Below are 14824 nucleotides of genomic sequence, written 5' to 3' on the forward strand. Positions count from 1 at the left end.
TATGCATTTTAGAAAGTGGTGATTACATATGAAGAAGCTTAGAGGATTATGTGTGATTTTAGAGATATGTATAACTGCAACGCTTTTTCAAGGTTGTTGGGATATGAGAGAAATCAATGAGTTAGGATTAGTTATGGCTGTTGGTATAGATAAAAAAGATGAAGATGAGTTTTCAGTAACCGTACAAGTGGCAAAACCTAATGAAGCTGGTGGAGGGAATAAAGGACCAAGTGGTGAACCTATGTGGGTAGGAACAGCGGATGGTAAGACGATTTTTGATGCAATAAGAAATGTTGCAAAGATGTCTTCTAGAAGAATCATGTGGGCTCACAATAATATTATCGTAATTGGAGAGAATCTTGCAAGAGATAGTATAACTCCAGTTGTAGATTTTTTCACACACAATAGTGAATTAAGAATGAAAACATGGATAGCTGTGGTAAAAGGAGAAGCGAGGCCGTATATCGAAGCAAAGACAGGTATGGAAAGTATTCCTGCATTATCTTTAGCTAGACTCTACAAATATGGTGAGTTACCTGCAAAAAGTATTAAATCTGACATGCTAACAGTTTTTAGAGATTATAAGAGTGATTCACAACAACCAATCATATCTCGGTTAAATATGGTAACTAATGCTTCTAAGAAAGACACTCAAGTTGAGTTAGCGGGTTCAGGAGTATTAAAAGATGATAAACTAGTAGGTTTCTTAACTCCAGATGAAACGAGAGGAATTAACTTTGTTAGGGAAAAAGTTAAAAGTTCCATAGTATCAGTTGCTTTAACCTTGTTAAACAATAAAAGGGTTACGGTAGAACTTCATGATATTAAAACAAAAATTAAATCTACAGTTGTTGGTGATACACCTCAGATTGTTATAAACATTAGCGCTGTAGGTGAGATTACTGAGCAAGATGAAGTATCCAATGTATCAATAGATATATTTAAAAAAGAAGTAGAAAATTTAATACAAGCAAAAATTAAAGGTGATACTGAAGATGCAATAAAAAAGCTTCAAACAGAATTTAATAGCGACGTAGTTGCCTTTGGAAGGTTTGTTCATATACAAAATAAAGAGCAGTGGGATAAAACTATTAAATATAAATGGAACGAAACTTTTAAAAAGACTGCAGCAAAAGTAAATGTAAAAATAAATATTGATTCAAGTTCTTTATATCAAATACCAATTCAAAACGAAAAAGCTAATGGAGGAGAAAAGGTTGAAGGCAAAGATAAGTAGGTTACAGTATTTTTTTATGATTCCGAATCTTATTTACGGGAAGGCTATAGGGATAACTTCTGGAATAGTAGTAAGGAAAGTAGGCGGAGATGCCTGGAGTGCTATGTTAATTGGCTTTCTAATAGGGACTTTAATCGTGATGCTAACTAGTATAATTGCAATTAGACTTGGTGAAGAGAGTATAGTACAATTTACGAGAAAAGCAATGGGGCCAAGATCTTCATACCTACTTGGTATAATATTAGGTATATATTTTGCTGTAGCTTTCACTATCTCTTCAAATGTTCTTATGTTACATTTGAAAGAATATCTACTCCCTCAAACACCATTTTTAATGCTATGTATAGTATACATAGCATTATGTACGTATGGTGCATTGTTAGGAATAGAAGTAATAATTAGATTTTCTTTTTTTGGATTCATAATGACAATGTTAATAAATATAACTATGATACTTGGGACCTTTAGGGATTTTAGGGTTCAAAACTTGCAGCCAATATTTGATAGAGGAATATTAGCTAATATTATAGCTAGTCCATATGTCTTTCTTGATATATCAATGATTATATTATCAATACTGATTATATATCCAATGCTAAATAATAAGCAGAAGATTACTAAAATAACAGTATGGGGTACCCTGCTAGGAATAATTAGTGTTATAATATGGCCAGTTTTTGAGACAGGAGTCCTTGGCGCTGATGTAATGAAACAGTTTGTAGTAGTTTGTATGCAACAGGTAAGAAGTGCAGAATTAACGCAGTATTTACCTAGATATGAATTAATAATGGTTAGTTTTTTTGTTTGGGGTCTTTTTGTGCAGTCAGTTGTGATGCTGTACTGTTCAATGTATAGTTTCAAGCAATCAACAAGAGTAAAAAAAGATCCGTTGATATTGATGCCATTAGCTATAGTATGTGTATTTATTACTAATTATCTGGGAAAAGATCATAATGATTATATAAAATTTCTGGCTAATATATGGACGCCCGTATCTGTAATTTTAGGTGTAGGGTTACCTCTAGTTTTAGCAATAATAATGATTTTAAGAAGAAGAAAATTACAATAAGGATAAATATGCAAAAAAATCGCTAAAGATTGCTGCTTTAGCGATTTTTCTATTTATTATCTATCTAATTTAGTTAAAATCAATGATGCGGATACGGAGTTAATTGAATTTAATATTATTGGGCTTTCTGAGTTGTTAATTAATTCTACTGTTTCTGAAGTAGATAGTGGAATTATAGCCTGACCTACAATAAGGTTGGTATCAGTAGGGGTAGAATAAACTGTTGTCGAAATTATTTGAGTACCATTAATTCTAAGTGCTATACTTTGAAGATTAACATCTGCAGCTATAACTATAAATCTAGCTTCATATAATCCTGAAGTCACAATTGATACAAAAGTTGAAATAGGTGTAAATCCAAAACCGTTTTGAACTGCTCCGTTGAAAGCAACTGGAGAACCTGGATTTACTACTCCGCCTATATTATTGAAGAAATATCCAAAAGCCACTAAGCCTAGACCAGTGGCTCCAGTAGCACCGGTTGATCCGGTAACGCCAGTAGGGCCGGTGATGCCAGTAGGACCAGTAACGCCAGTAGGACCAGTAGCGCCAGTAGGACCAGTAACGCCAGTTGGACCAGTAATACCAGTAGGACCAGTTGCTCCAGTAGGGCCAGTAATACCGGTAGGGCCAGTGACACCGGTACGACCAGTAACACCAGTAGGACCAGTGACGCCAGTAGCGCCAGTAGGACCAGTAGCGCCAGTAGGACCAGTAACACCGGTAGGGCCAGTAACACCAGTAGGACCAGTAACGCCAGTAGGACCGGTAACACCAGTAGGACCAGTAACGCCAGTAGGGCCAGTAAGACCAGTAATACCGGTAGGACCAGTAACGCCAGTAGGACCAGTAACACCAGTAGGGCCTGTTGCGCCGGTAGGACCAGTAGCGCCAGTAGGACCAGTAACGCCAGTAGCTCCAGTAGGACCAGTAGCGCCAGTAGGACCAGTGACACCGGTACGACCAGTAACACCAGTAGGACCAGTAACACCAGTAGCGCCAGTAGGACCAGTAACGCCAGTAGGACCAGTAGCGCCAGTAGGACCAGTAACACCAGTAGGACCAGTAACGCCAGTAGCGCCAGTAGGACCAGTAGCGCCAGTAGGACCAGTAGCGCCAGTAGGACCAGTAACACCAGTAGGACCAGTAACGCCAGTAGCTCCAGTAGGACCAGTAGCGCCAGTAGGACCAGTAACACCAGTAGGACCAGTAACACCAGTAGGACCAGTAACGCCAGTAGCTCCAGTAGGACCAGTAGCGCCAGTAGGACCAGTAGCGCCAGTAGGACCAGTAGCGCCAGTAGGACCAGTAACACCAGTAGGACCAGTAACGCCGGTAGTGCCAGTAGCGCCAGTAGGACCAGTGACGCCGGTACGGCCAGTAACTCCGGTAGGACCAGTAACACCGGTAGGACCAGTAACACCAGTAGGACCAGTTGCACCAGTAGGACCTACGATTGGTTGATAAAATATTTTTAGTATAGGTGGATTTGAACTTTCTTTTGAAGAAAATGCTACTAGAGAATTTGTGACATTTTCACAGCCGCGTATTGTGATTCCGTAATTATCATAAAAACCCAGAGCCCAACCTTTAACTAAGTCTGTTATGTCTATACCAATATAAGAATATCTGTCAGACACGCTTATTTGCCTGGTATATCCAGTAGACTCGAAGGTAGGAGCATTATTCCAAATTACTGAGTTTTCATTGAAATTTTGTGTGTTTCGATATATTGTAATTTCAGAATCTCTAAAAGTACAATCTTTTAAATTGATATCATCAACATATAAGTATAATGTTGCTCTTGATATCATTGTTCCAAAAGGGATGTCTGGGTTTAGATTGAACTTTATTAAGGATCTAAATATATTAGAATGGCAATTATGCCTAGTATAATTACCAACTAATAAAAATGGTGCTGAAGAAAAGTTTTCGTTGGGATTTAAGCTTGAAACATAAATGTCGTCGGTTGGCAACACATTAATATAAGCCATATTTTTAAAATCACCTCACTATAGTGATAGTATTAGATAACCACATTTGGCATATTACTATGGATGTACCACTTCGTATTAAAATTTATATTTTTAAATTCTCTCACCAGAAACCGTGAGAGTTTTAAAAATAGATTTCGTTCGAACTGATATATCTTTAGTAATATAATTATTGAGTAAGTTAATGTAGTGGAATCATAAAAACTATAAAACGATAACCGGACATCATGGTTTAATGTATAATTATCTAGTATACAATATGTAATAACAAGGTAAAATGTGTCTAAAAATGCCATAAATAACTTATACTAAGGAGTGATATTATGTGTGGTAGATTCTATCTAGAAGAATCTTCTCATAAGGGGCTTAACTTGGATGATAGGATAAGTGTAGAGTACGGAGAAAAACTTCCATCAAATAAAGCTTTAATTATGACTTATAACGAAAGTAATACTATGAAATGGGGACTTCCATATGATAATAAGCTTGTTATAAATGCCAGATCAGAAAGCTTATTTAGTAAAAAGATGTTTTTAGAGCTAATAAAGAGTAAAAGATGTGTTATCCCTGCCAATTGGTTTTATGATTGGAAGAATGGTGTTAAGTATAAAATAAGCCTTAAAGAAGAACAAATTTTTTATATGGCAGGAATATATGGTAAGTACATAAATAAAGAAAATAAAGTGGAAAATGGATTTGTTATAATAACAGCTAGTGCAAATAAAGAAATGAGTGAAATTCACCATAGAATCCCTGTAATGCTTAATGAAGAAGAAAAATATACTTATCTTAATCCAGATAGCGATATGGGTGATATAAAAGAGTTGTTAAGAGCAGTTAAAGATGGTTCATTGGATATAGTAGCAGATAGTGGTAGTGAACAACTATCGTTATTTTAAGCTTAATGTTCGTGATTTTACGAATTTGAGAGAAATACAAAAGTTAATGGAAAAAATATTTAACATACCTGTAATTAAAGTACTGCCTGAAAAATATAATAAAAATGTGATATAAATAAAAAAATATAAAATTTCTATTGATTTTTTCTTCGACATGTTATAACATACTTTTGTAAGGTAAATGCGAATAATTAATTAACAATTTCATATAACGTTCACATCGTATATGCTTAATAATATGGATTAAGCGTTTCTACCGGGAGGCCATAAACTACCTGACTACGAATGTGCAGTTGCTATTAAAATTATATATTTATAGTTTTAATATTTTAGTGATTGTATATTCCTGGGCAGACTATAGCTCAGGAATTTTTTTGTTGTTAAGAAAGGCAGGTACGTAAAGAAATCACAAATGAAAGTCACATTAGCGATTTTTACTGAATAGAAAATTATAGGATTTTAATGCTAGCTAAACTTTGAAATTTCAAGTGGTTAAGATGAATTTTCAGAGAATACAGTAAAAATAAAATTTATTCGCCTGCCAAATTTTCCTCATATGCATTCGGAAAGGCAGATGCGCAAAAAACTCACTGAAGAAAGTCACTTCAGAGACTTTTTTACTTGAAAGGATGTAGATTATGAAACTACTTAAGGAAAAGATTCTAACTGATGGAAGAGCAAGAGGCTCAAATATTTTAAAAGTGGATAGTTTCTTAAATCATCAATTGGATATAAGATTATTAAATGAAATAGGTAAAGAATTTAGAAGCAGATTTAAGCAAGATAAAGTGGACAAGATAATGACAATAGAGGCATCTGGAATTGGTATAGCCAGTATAGCTTCCCAGTATTTTGATTATGTTCCAGTAGTTTTTGCAAAAAAAGCTGAAAGTTTAAATATTGACAAAGAAGTTTATGAATCAAAAGTACACTCTTTTACAAAGAATAAAGATTATAACGTTATGGTAGGAAAGCAGTTCTTAAAGGAAGGCGAAAATGTTTTAATAATAGATGACTTTCTTGCTAATGGATGCGCAGCCATAGGACTTATAGATATAGTTAAGCAAGCAGGTGCAAACGTAATTGGTGTTGGGATAGTTATTGAAAAGGGATTTCAGGATGGAAGAAAGAAGATTGAAGAATTAGGATACAAAGTTGAATCTCTTGCAATAATAGAGAAAATGGAAGAGGGAAAAATTTATTTTAAATAAATTTACATAGTCTACTTAATTATCAAAGCTTAGGGAGGAAATAAAATGAAAAGATTTTTAAAAATAATGTGTAGTGCAGTAGTTGCTTCATCTTTACTTCTAGTTGGATGTGCAAGTAAGAGCCAAAATAACAGTAGCACTGATAAAGGTAGCGATAAGAAGCCAGTAGTAGGTTTCCTATACGTTGGACCTGTTGGAGATGGTGGATTTACATATTCACATGATCAAGGAAGACTTTACTTAGAAAAAGAATTAGGGGTTAAAACAGTAGCAAAAGAATCAGTTAAAGAAGATAAAGCTGAAGTTGAAAAAGCTGTTGAAGATATGATAGAACAAGGTGTTACAGTAATATTTGGAACAAGTTTTGGATTCCAAGAAGGTATGCTTTCAGAAGCAAAGAAGCATCCAGAAGTTAAATTTATGCACTGTTCAGGTTATGAAACAGCTGACAACATGGGTCAATACTTTGGTAAGATTCATGAAATGATGTACTTAAATGGTATAGTTGCTGGTCTTAAGACAAAGTCTAATACATTAGGTTTCGTTGGAGCATTTCCTATCCCAGAAGTTATAAGAAACATAAATGCATTTACACTTGGTGCACAATCAGTAAACAAAAATGTAAAAGTTAAAGTAAACTGGACTAACACTTGGTATGATCCTGCAAAAGAAAAAGATGCTGCAACAGCTTTAATAGATGCAGGTGCTGACGTAATAGCACAACATCAAGATACTGCAGGTCCACAACAAGCAGCAGAAGCAAAAGGTGTATACTCAGTTGGATATAACACAGATATGAGCAAGACAGCTCCAAAGGCTAATATGACATCAGCAGTTTGGAACTGGGGTCCTTACTATGTAAAAGTTGTTAAGTCAATAATGGATGGTTCATGGAAGTCAGGAAAGTATTGGGGAGAATACGCTGACGGAGTAGTTGATTTAGCTCCACTTACAGCTAATGCACCAGAAAATGCTAAAGCAGCAGTAGAAAAAGCAGAAGCTGATATAAAAGCAGGTAAGGGTATATTTGTAGGACCAATAAATGATCAAAAAGGTGCTGTAAAAGTTGAAGCAGGAAAAACTTTAACTGATGATGAAGTTTGGAACATGAACTGGTTTGTTCAAGGAGTAGAAGGAACTATTCCAAATCAATAATAGACAGTATATAAAATTTTGGATTTGAGCTGAAGAATTCTATTCTTCAGTTCTCTTATATTGTGGAGGAAGATATGAATAAAAAGCCTTTAATTGCATTAAAAGGAATTAGTAAAACTTTCGGAAAAGTGGCTGCAAATAAGAATATTCATCTTGATATTTACGGTGGAGAAATTCATGCACTTCTAGGAGAGAATGGAGCAGGTAAAAGTACTCTAATAAGTGTTATATCAGGTGTATATATGCCTGATGGAGGAACTATGGAGTGGAACGGAGAAAAAGTAAACTTCACTTCTCCGAAGGAAGCAATGAAATATGGAGTAGGTACTATATATCAGCACTTTAAACTTGTAGAAGCTATGACTGCAAGAGAAAATATATTACTAGGACAAAAGGGCAAGATTTTTAGAAATGATAATAAAGTAGACAAAGATATAAAGAATATAATTGAAACTTATACTTTAGATGTAGATTTAGATAAGTATGTTATGGATATGTCTGTAGGGGAAAGACAAAATCTTGAAATATTAAAGGTGCTATATAGAGGAGCAAAGCTTTTGATATTAGACGAGCCTACTACTGTGTTTACACCTCAAGAGACGGAAAAACTTTTCAAGATTATGAGAAAAATGAAAGAGCAAGGGTGTGCTCTAATATTTATCTCTCATAAAATGGATGAAGTAATGGAGATCTGCGATAAGATAACAATACTTAGGAAAGGTGAAACTGTTAAAACCTTAGATAAAGTTGGTACTAATCCAAAGGAATTAACTGAAGCTATGGTAGGTAGAGCGGTAGACTTATCCATAGAAAAAGTGGAATGTACTAGAGAAGAAAAACTACTAACTGTAGATAATCTTGTGGTTTTAAATGAAGAAAAAGCCGAGGCAGTAAAATCAATTTCCTTCGAAATAAAAGCTGGAGAAGTATTTGGAATAGCTGGAATTGCTGGTTCTGGACAAAAAGAGTTATGTGAGGCTATTGCAGGAATAGCTAGTGTTAAATCAGGTGGTATTGTATTTGAAGGTGAAAATCTAGTAGGGAAAAACCCAAGAGAATTTGTTAAAAGAGGTATAAGCATGAGTTTTATACCAGAAGATAGACTTGGAATGGGTTTAGTTGGGTCTATGGATATGGTTGATAACATGCTGTTAAAAACTTATTACTCTGAAAAAGGCTTCTTGATAAATAGAAAACCAGTTGCAGAAAAGGCTAAAGCTTTAAAAGGAACATTAGATATAAAAACACCAAGCATTCATTATCCAATAAAATATCTATCTGGGGGAAACATTCAAAAAATACTTTTAGGTAGAGAACTAAGTTCAAATCCAAAGCTTTTGATTATGGCTTATCCAGTAAGAGGATTAGATATAAACACGTGCTTTATTATCTATAATCTTATAAATGAAGCTAAATCTAAAGGTACTGCAGTCCTATTTATAGGTGAAGACTTAGATGTTTTAATGCAGCTTTGCGATAGAATCATGGTAATGTGTGATGGAGCTTCTAGCGGAATAATAAATTCAGAAGATGCTACCAGAGAAAAACTTGGACTTATGATGGTTGGAGCAGATGAATAGGAGTAGGAGGGAATAGCTTTGGCAAGACTAATAAAAAGAGAAGAGATAAGTAAAACTACAAGAATTAAGGTAATGGCAATTGCTATATTATTGGCATTTGTAGTTGCAGGGATATTTTTAGCTATACTTGGTTATGAACCTTTAAGTGTTTTTGGATCAATGATAAAAGGGTCTTTTGGTTCAATTTATAGAGTTAGACAAACTATTATAAGAGCAATACCTTTAGTCATTGCTTCTATAGGAATTTCAGTGGCATTTAAAATGCTATTTTGGAATATCGGTGGAGAAGGGCAGATTTTTATGGGAGCTTTAGGAGCTGCACTAGTTGCACTTAACATGCCAAATCTCTCAAAACCAGTACTACTTTTACTAATGCTAGTAGCTTCAATCGTATTAGGCGGACTATGGGCACTACTATCAGGGATTTTAAAGGTTTATTTTAATACAAATGAAACAATAATAACACTAATGCTTAATTATATAGCTTTAAAGTTTATAACATATTTACAGTATGGACCACTTAGAGATAAAAAAGCTATGAATTTTCCTAAGATACCTAATTTCTCCGATAATGCTATATTGCCTAAATTATTCAACATACATATTGGTTGGATATTTGCAATAATAATTGTTATAGTATTTTATTTTGTTATGAAGCATTCAAAACTTGGATATGAGATATCAGTTATAGGGGAAAGTCATAACACTGCAAGATATGCAGGAATAAGTATAAATAAAACTATATTAAAGGCAATATTTATTAGTGGAGCACTTTGTGGAATTGTTGGATTTATTCAAGCTTCTGCAGTTAGTGGTACACTTTCTACAGAAATCACTGGAGGAGTTGGAAATACAGCAATTATAATTGCTTGGTTATCTAATCTTAATTCCATTGTTATTCTAATAGTATCAGTTCTGTTTGCAGCTCTATTAGAAGGTGGTAATTATATACAAACAGCATTTGGCATACCTAATGCTGCTGCATCAGTGATACAGGCATTGATATTGTTCTTCGTTCTTGGAAGTGACTTGTTTATGCGATATAAAATTTCTTTTAGGAGGAATGAATAATGAATGTGATATCATTTTTACATGCTACAATAGTAGCTGGAACTCCTCTGTTATTAGCTACTCTAGGTGAAATACTTACTGAAAAGGTTGGTAATCTGAACCTAGGTGTAGAAGGAATGATGCTAATGGGAGCTGTAATGGGATTTATAGTAGGTTATAGTACGGGAAATCCATATATGGCACTTTTAGCTGCAATGATTGCTGGAGGATTAGGTGGTTTTATTTATGGAGTGTTAACTGTAGGATTAAGAGCTAATCAAGTAGTTACCGGGTTAACTTTAACCATATTTGGTACAGGACTTTCTAGTCTTTTAGGACAAAAGGTTGTTGGGCAGGTAGTTCCTAATACAATTAAGAACTTTTTTGCTCCGGTAAGTATTCCTGTCCTTAGTAAGATTCCATATATAGGACCGATACTTTTTACACAAGATGTGTTTGTTTATATATCGTATTTATTAGCAATAATTACTGGTATTTATCTATATAACACTAGAGCGGGATTGAATTTAAGAGCTGTTGGAGAAAATGCTGCAGCAGCCGATGCGGTGAGTATTAATGTTAGTCTATATAAGTATATAAACATAACCATAGGTGGTGCTTTAGCTGGACTTGGGGGGGCATATCTTTCACTAGTTTATGTTCCTGCATGGCAAGAAAATATAGTTGCAGGTAGAGGATGGATTGCTGTAGCCCTAGTTATCTTTGCAGCGTGGAATCCTTATAAAGCAATAATAGGTGCATATTTATTTGGTGGATTAGATATAATAGGGTTTAGACTGGGAAAAGTAGTTATAAACCAATACTTCTTATCAATGCTACCATACTTAGTAACTATCGTAGTTTTAGTATTTGTGTCAGCTAAAAAATCAAAGAAAAATTCTCCTCCTAAAGGCCTTGGAAATAGTTACTTTAGAGAAGAAAGATAAATAAATATATTTCTATTGATTTTTAATCCTTTGTGTGTTATATTCTACTAGATAACAAAAAACCTTTAAACCAGTCCAGAGAGGCTGTAAGGAGTAGGATATAATTACAGGAACTTTTATGTGGTTTTATAACTTCTTACAGTAGTAAGAAGTTTTTTTTATTATAATAAGCACTTTAATTTAGTCCAGAGAGGCTAAAAAGGAAGCGAAAGCTTCCCCAATATTTAATCAAGGGGGATTTTTTTATGGCAAGTAATGCAATAAAGAGACAAGAAGTAGTAAATTTAAAAGCAGGAAGTATAGATGTTAATGAAAAACTTCCGTTAAAGACAGCAATTCCGTTAAGTTTTCAACATTTGTTTGCAATGTTTGGATCTTCAGTTCTAGTACCAATTCTTTTTAATGTAGATCCAGCTATAGTGTTATTCTTTAATGGAATAGGAACATTGCTTTATGCCTTTATAACTAAGAAAAAGATACCTGCATACTTAGGATCAAGTTTTGCTTTCATAGCACCAGTTTTTGCTTTGATGGGTAAAGGGTTAAGTTTCGCAGAAGTACAAAGTGGATTCGTTGTTGTGGGAATTGTATTTTCCGTAGTAGCTTTAATAATAGGTGTAACTGGTGTAGGCTGGATAAAAAAGGTGTTTCCACCTGCATCTATGGGTGCAATAGTTGCTATAATAGGTCTTGAATTAGTACCAGTAGCTGCTGATATGGCAGGATTTGCAGTAGGCGGATCAAATACAAAAGTATTTAATCCAACATGGGCACTTATATCAATGATAACTTTATTAACAGTAATATTCTGTTCAGTATTATGCAGAGGATTTATGAAAATCATTCCTATACTTATAGGTATAGTGGTAGGGTATATAGCTGCAATTGCAATGGGAATAGTTGATTTCTCAGCTGTAAGCAATGCAAGTCTAATAGCAGTGCCAAAGTTTACATTAGTAAAGTTTAATTTGACAGCAATCATAACAATAGTACCAGCAGCTTTCGTTGTAATAGCAGAACATATAGGTCACTTAGCAGTAACAGGAAATATAGTTGGAAGAGATCTGACTGAAGATCCAGGTCTTCATAAATCAATGTTAGGTGATGGATTATCAACAATACTATCAGGTCTTTTTGGATCAGTTCCAACAACTACATATGGTGAAAATATAGGTGTACTTGCAATAACTAAAGTATATAGTGTATATGTAATAATGGGAGCAGGAGCATTATCAATAGTTCTTGGATTCTCAGGAAAACTTGCAGCACTAATAAGAAGTGTACCTACTCCAGTAATCGGAGGAATATCACTTCTACTATTTGGTACCATAGCAATAGCAGGTTTTAGAACTTTCGTAGAAGAAAAAGTTGATTTCTCAAAGCAAAGAAACTTAATGTTAACTTCAGTAATCTTCGTAGTAGGATTAAGCGGAATGAAGATGACTATAGGAACTGTGGAAGTAAAAGGAATGGTATTAGCAACACTTGTAGCGGTAGTGCTTAACTTAGTGTTTATAATATTCGATAAATTAGGATTAATGAACGAAACAGAATAGAGGTTCTATTACTAGAACGATAGTCAGTATGATATCCAATCTAAAAAAGTTATAAATTCATGAATGTTACTAGTGTCATGAATTTAGCTTTAAGATTGGATATTTTTTTGCTGTATAGGAAATATAATATATAAATAGAGTTACATCAAGAAGTCGTTTACAATGTAATTGTCATTCAAAGGTGGCAGTGTTCCTTTGTTTGGAGGTAATTAAGAATTTACTGGTTAATAATTCTTTAAGTGAAACATAAGTTCCAATTAGATTATATTATTACTTAAATGGATAATTAAACAAGTATCATAAAGTTAAATTTTAGTTAAGTAAATGATGATAATGTTAAAAAAACACACATTAAGTTATTAAAGTTAAAAAGTGAATGAAATAATTAAAATTATTAATAAAACTTAACACAATCTTAACAAACAACTTGTATCATTAATAGAGTTGAGCAAATAAAAGTTAGATCATAGGAGGAAGCTATGTTTAATTTATCACCTAAAAACGACAAATTTTTTGATTTATTTATTTCATTTTCCGAGATCATAAGTGATGCAGCACATGCACTTGATGATTTTGTGAAGTCTCCAAATGAGGCAAATGAGAAATACGAGCACTTAAGAGATATCGAACACAGAGGCGATGATGAGCTACACAAAATTCTTGAGGAAGTAAATAACAGCTTTATCACACCTATCGATAGAGAAGATATTTTTATCATTGGTAAAGCACTTGATGATGTAGTTGATTATATCGAAGATACTGCAGCAAGATTTTTAATGTACAATGTTAATGAAGTTAATGAAAGTGCATTACTTATTTCAGCTAATATTGTAAAAGCAAGCGATGAAATCAAACTTTTAATGCAAGCTTTTAAAAATATGAAGAATACAGCTGAGATAAAAAATAAGATAGTAGAAGTTAATAAACTTGAAAATGATTGCGATAGAATATACAGAGAAAGCATGAAAGCACTATTTAGTGGTGGAACAAAGGAAATCAAAATAATCATTTGGAAGGATATTTATGAATCTTTAGAAGATGCAATAGATTCATGTGAAAAGCTTGCAAATGTTATTGAAGGAGTTGTAACAAAGCATGTCTAGTTCTGTATTAGTAGTAACTATAATTGTTGTTATTTTAGCGTTAGGCTTTGACTTCATAAATGGTTTCCATGATACTGCTAATTCTATAGCTACATCCGTATCTACAAGAGTTCTAACTCCTAAGCAGGCTATATTAATGTCAGCTGTTCTAAACTTTGTAGGTGCATTTATAAGTACTAAGGTTGCTAAGACAGTTGGATCAGATATAGTTGATCCGAGTTTAATACCTCAAACAGTAGTGCTTGCAGCTTTAGTTGCAGCTATAATATGGAATCTTGTTACTTGGTATTTCGCTATACCTAGCAGTTCTTCACATGCACTTATTGGAGGACTTATAGGATCAGCTATAGTATTTAAGGCAAGTTTTGCAGTTGTTAACTGGCATAATGTTTTATTTAAAATAGTTTTATGGTTATTTTTATCACCAGTTATCGGTTTTGTAATAGGTTATATATTTATGACTCTTTTAAACTGGATTTTAAGAAAAGCAAAGCCACATCAGGTTACAAAGTCATTTTCAAAGCTACAGATATTATCAGCTGCTTTGATGGCATTTAACCATGGTGGAAATGATGCACAAAAATCAATGGGTATAATTTCTGCAGCTTTATTAAGTGGAGGACTTATAACTACATTCCATGTTCCTTTCTGGGTGAAAGCTGGATGTGCTGCTGCAATGGCATTAGGTACATCTGTAGGTGGATGGAAGATAATAAAGACAATGGGAGTTAATATGGCAAAACTTGCACCTGTAAATGGTTTTGCAGCTGAAACAAGTGCTGCTGCTGTAATATTTAGTGCTACTATGCTTAACGCCCCAGTAAGTACTACTCATATAATTTCAGGTTCCATTATGGGTGTTGGAGCTTCAAAGAGATTTTCATCTGTTAGATGGAGTCTAGCTCAAAATATAATGTGGACATGGGTTATAACTATTCCAATATGTGCTACTCTAGGTGGGTTAGCAATATTTATAATTAAGCTTTTATAATTTACGGAATTTTAATTACATAATATAAATTT

At 33.9% G+C, this 14824-nt stretch carries 12 protein-coding genes and 1 riboswitch; of the genes, 11 read left to right on the forward strand and 1 reads right to left on the reverse strand.

Translation table 11 applies throughout. The features are described 5' to 3' along the window. Positions 1-28 precede the first annotated feature (28 nt). Positions 29-1237: a Ger(x)C family spore germination protein gene (locus bsdtw1_RS04145; protein WP_183276340.1), complete on the forward strand. Its 1209-nt coding sequence runs from the start codon at positions 29-31 to the stop codon at positions 1235-1237. Further along, on the forward strand, positions 1218-2306 hold the full coding sequence (locus tag bsdtw1_RS04150; protein ID WP_183276341.1) for a GerAB/ArcD/ProY family transporter: 1089 nt from the start codon (positions 1218-1220) through the stop codon (positions 2304-2306). Before bsdtw1_RS04145 ends, bsdtw1_RS04150 begins: the two co-directional genes overlap by 20 nt. 56 nt (positions 2307-2362) lie before the next feature. Here the strand turns inward: bsdtw1_RS04150 and bsdtw1_RS04155 are convergent, their stop codons facing one another. Beyond that, complete coding sequence (locus bsdtw1_RS04155; RefSeq protein ID WP_183276342.1) at positions 2363-4300, reverse strand: DNRLRE domain-containing protein; 1938 nt, start codon at positions 4298-4300, stop codon at positions 2363-2365. A 323-nt stretch (positions 4301-4623) separates the two neighbouring features. Between bsdtw1_RS04155 and bsdtw1_RS04160 the strand changes: the two genes are divergently transcribed. From bsdtw1_RS04160 to bsdtw1_RS04200, 9 genes are all read left to right on the forward strand, one after another. Continuing rightward, positions 4624-5199 carry an SOS response-associated peptidase gene (locus bsdtw1_RS04160; protein WP_183276343.1) on the forward strand — a complete coding sequence of 192 codons (576 nt, stop codon included), beginning with the start codon at positions 4624-4626 and terminating at the stop codon, positions 5197-5199. 200 nt (positions 5200-5399) lie between these two features. Next, positions 5400-5502: riboswitch (purine riboswitch) on the forward strand. Between the two features lie 335 nt (positions 5503-5837). Next, entirely contained in the window at positions 5838-6410 is a 573-nt protein-coding gene (locus bsdtw1_RS04165) for a xanthine phosphoribosyltransferase (protein ID WP_183276344.1), read from the forward strand. 45 nt (positions 6411-6455) lie between these two features. Next, a complete protein-coding gene (locus tag bsdtw1_RS04170; protein WP_183276345.1) occupies positions 6456-7565 on the forward strand; it encodes a BMP family ABC transporter substrate-binding protein in 1110 nt (369 codons plus the stop codon). Positions 7566-7639: 74 nt separating this feature from the next. After that, positions 7640-9145, forward strand: a complete 1506-nt coding sequence (locus bsdtw1_RS04175; RefSeq protein WP_183276346.1) for an ABC transporter ATP-binding protein — start codon at positions 7640-7642, stop codon at positions 9143-9145. Between the two features lie 18 nt (positions 9146-9163). Continuing rightward, positions 9164-10216 (forward strand): ABC transporter permease, encoded by a 1053-nt coding sequence (locus tag bsdtw1_RS04180; protein ID WP_183276347.1) that lies wholly within the window; start codon positions 9164-9166, stop codon positions 10214-10216. Further along, on the forward strand, positions 10216-11142 hold the full coding sequence (locus bsdtw1_RS04185; protein WP_183276348.1) for an ABC transporter permease: 927 nt from the start codon (positions 10216-10218) through the stop codon (positions 11140-11142). The genes bsdtw1_RS04180 and bsdtw1_RS04185 overlap by 1 nt, the downstream gene beginning before the upstream one ends. Before the next feature lie 245 nt (positions 11143-11387). Continuing rightward, positions 11388-12698, forward strand: coding sequence for a uracil permease (uraA, locus tag bsdtw1_RS04190; RefSeq protein ID WP_183276349.1), 1311 nt, complete (start codon positions 11388-11390; stop codon positions 12696-12698). 479 nt (positions 12699-13177) lie between these two features. After that, on the forward strand, positions 13178-13801 hold the full coding sequence (locus bsdtw1_RS04195; RefSeq protein WP_183276350.1) for a DUF47 domain-containing protein: 624 nt from the start codon (positions 13178-13180) through the stop codon (positions 13799-13801). Beyond that, on the forward strand, positions 13794-14792 hold the full coding sequence (locus tag bsdtw1_RS04200; protein ID WP_183276351.1) for an inorganic phosphate transporter: 999 nt from the start codon (positions 13794-13796) through the stop codon (positions 14790-14792). Before bsdtw1_RS04195 ends, bsdtw1_RS04200 begins: the two co-directional genes overlap by 8 nt. The last annotated feature ends 32 nt before the right edge of the window (positions 14793-14824 follow it).

The organism is Clostridium fungisolvens, from assembly GCF_014193895.1.
Taxonomy (GTDB): domain Bacteria; phylum Bacillota; class Clostridia; order Clostridiales; family Clostridiaceae; genus Clostridium_AR; species Clostridium_AR fungisolvens.

Bases quoted from the DNA above. Each gene is read 5' to 3' on its own strand.
- bsdtw1_RS04160 (WP_183276343.1), top strand. From the start codon at position 4,624: ATGTGTGGTAGATTCTATCTAGAAGAATCTTCTCATAAGGGGCTTAAC.
- bsdtw1_RS04185 (WP_183276348.1), top strand. From the start codon at position 10,216: ATGAATGTGATATCATTTTTACATGCTACAATAGTAGCTGGAACTCCT.
- bsdtw1_RS04145 (WP_183276340.1), top strand. From the start codon at position 29: ATGAAGAAGCTTAGAGGATTATGTGTGATTTTAGAGATATGTATAACT.
- bsdtw1_RS04155 (WP_183276342.1), bottom strand. From the start codon at position 4,300: ATGGCTTATATTAATGTGTTGCCAACCGACGACATTTATGTTTCAAGC.
- bsdtw1_RS04195 (WP_183276350.1), top strand. From the start codon at position 13,178: ATGTTTAATTTATCACCTAAAAACGACAAATTTTTTGATTTATTTATT.
- bsdtw1_RS04165 (WP_183276344.1), top strand. From the start codon at position 5,838: ATGAAACTACTTAAGGAAAAGATTCTAACTGATGGAAGAGCAAGAGGC.
- uraA (WP_183276349.1), top strand. From the start codon at position 11,388: ATGGCAAGTAATGCAATAAAGAGACAAGAAGTAGTAAATTTAAAAGCA.
- bsdtw1_RS04170 (WP_183276345.1), top strand. From the start codon at position 6,456: ATGAAAAGATTTTTAAAAATAATGTGTAGTGCAGTAGTTGCTTCATCT.
- bsdtw1_RS04200 (WP_183276351.1), top strand. From the start codon at position 13,794: ATGTCTAGTTCTGTATTAGTAGTAACTATAATTGTTGTTATTTTAGCG.
- bsdtw1_RS04175 (WP_183276346.1), top strand. From the start codon at position 7,640: ATGAATAAAAAGCCTTTAATTGCATTAAAAGGAATTAGTAAAACTTTC.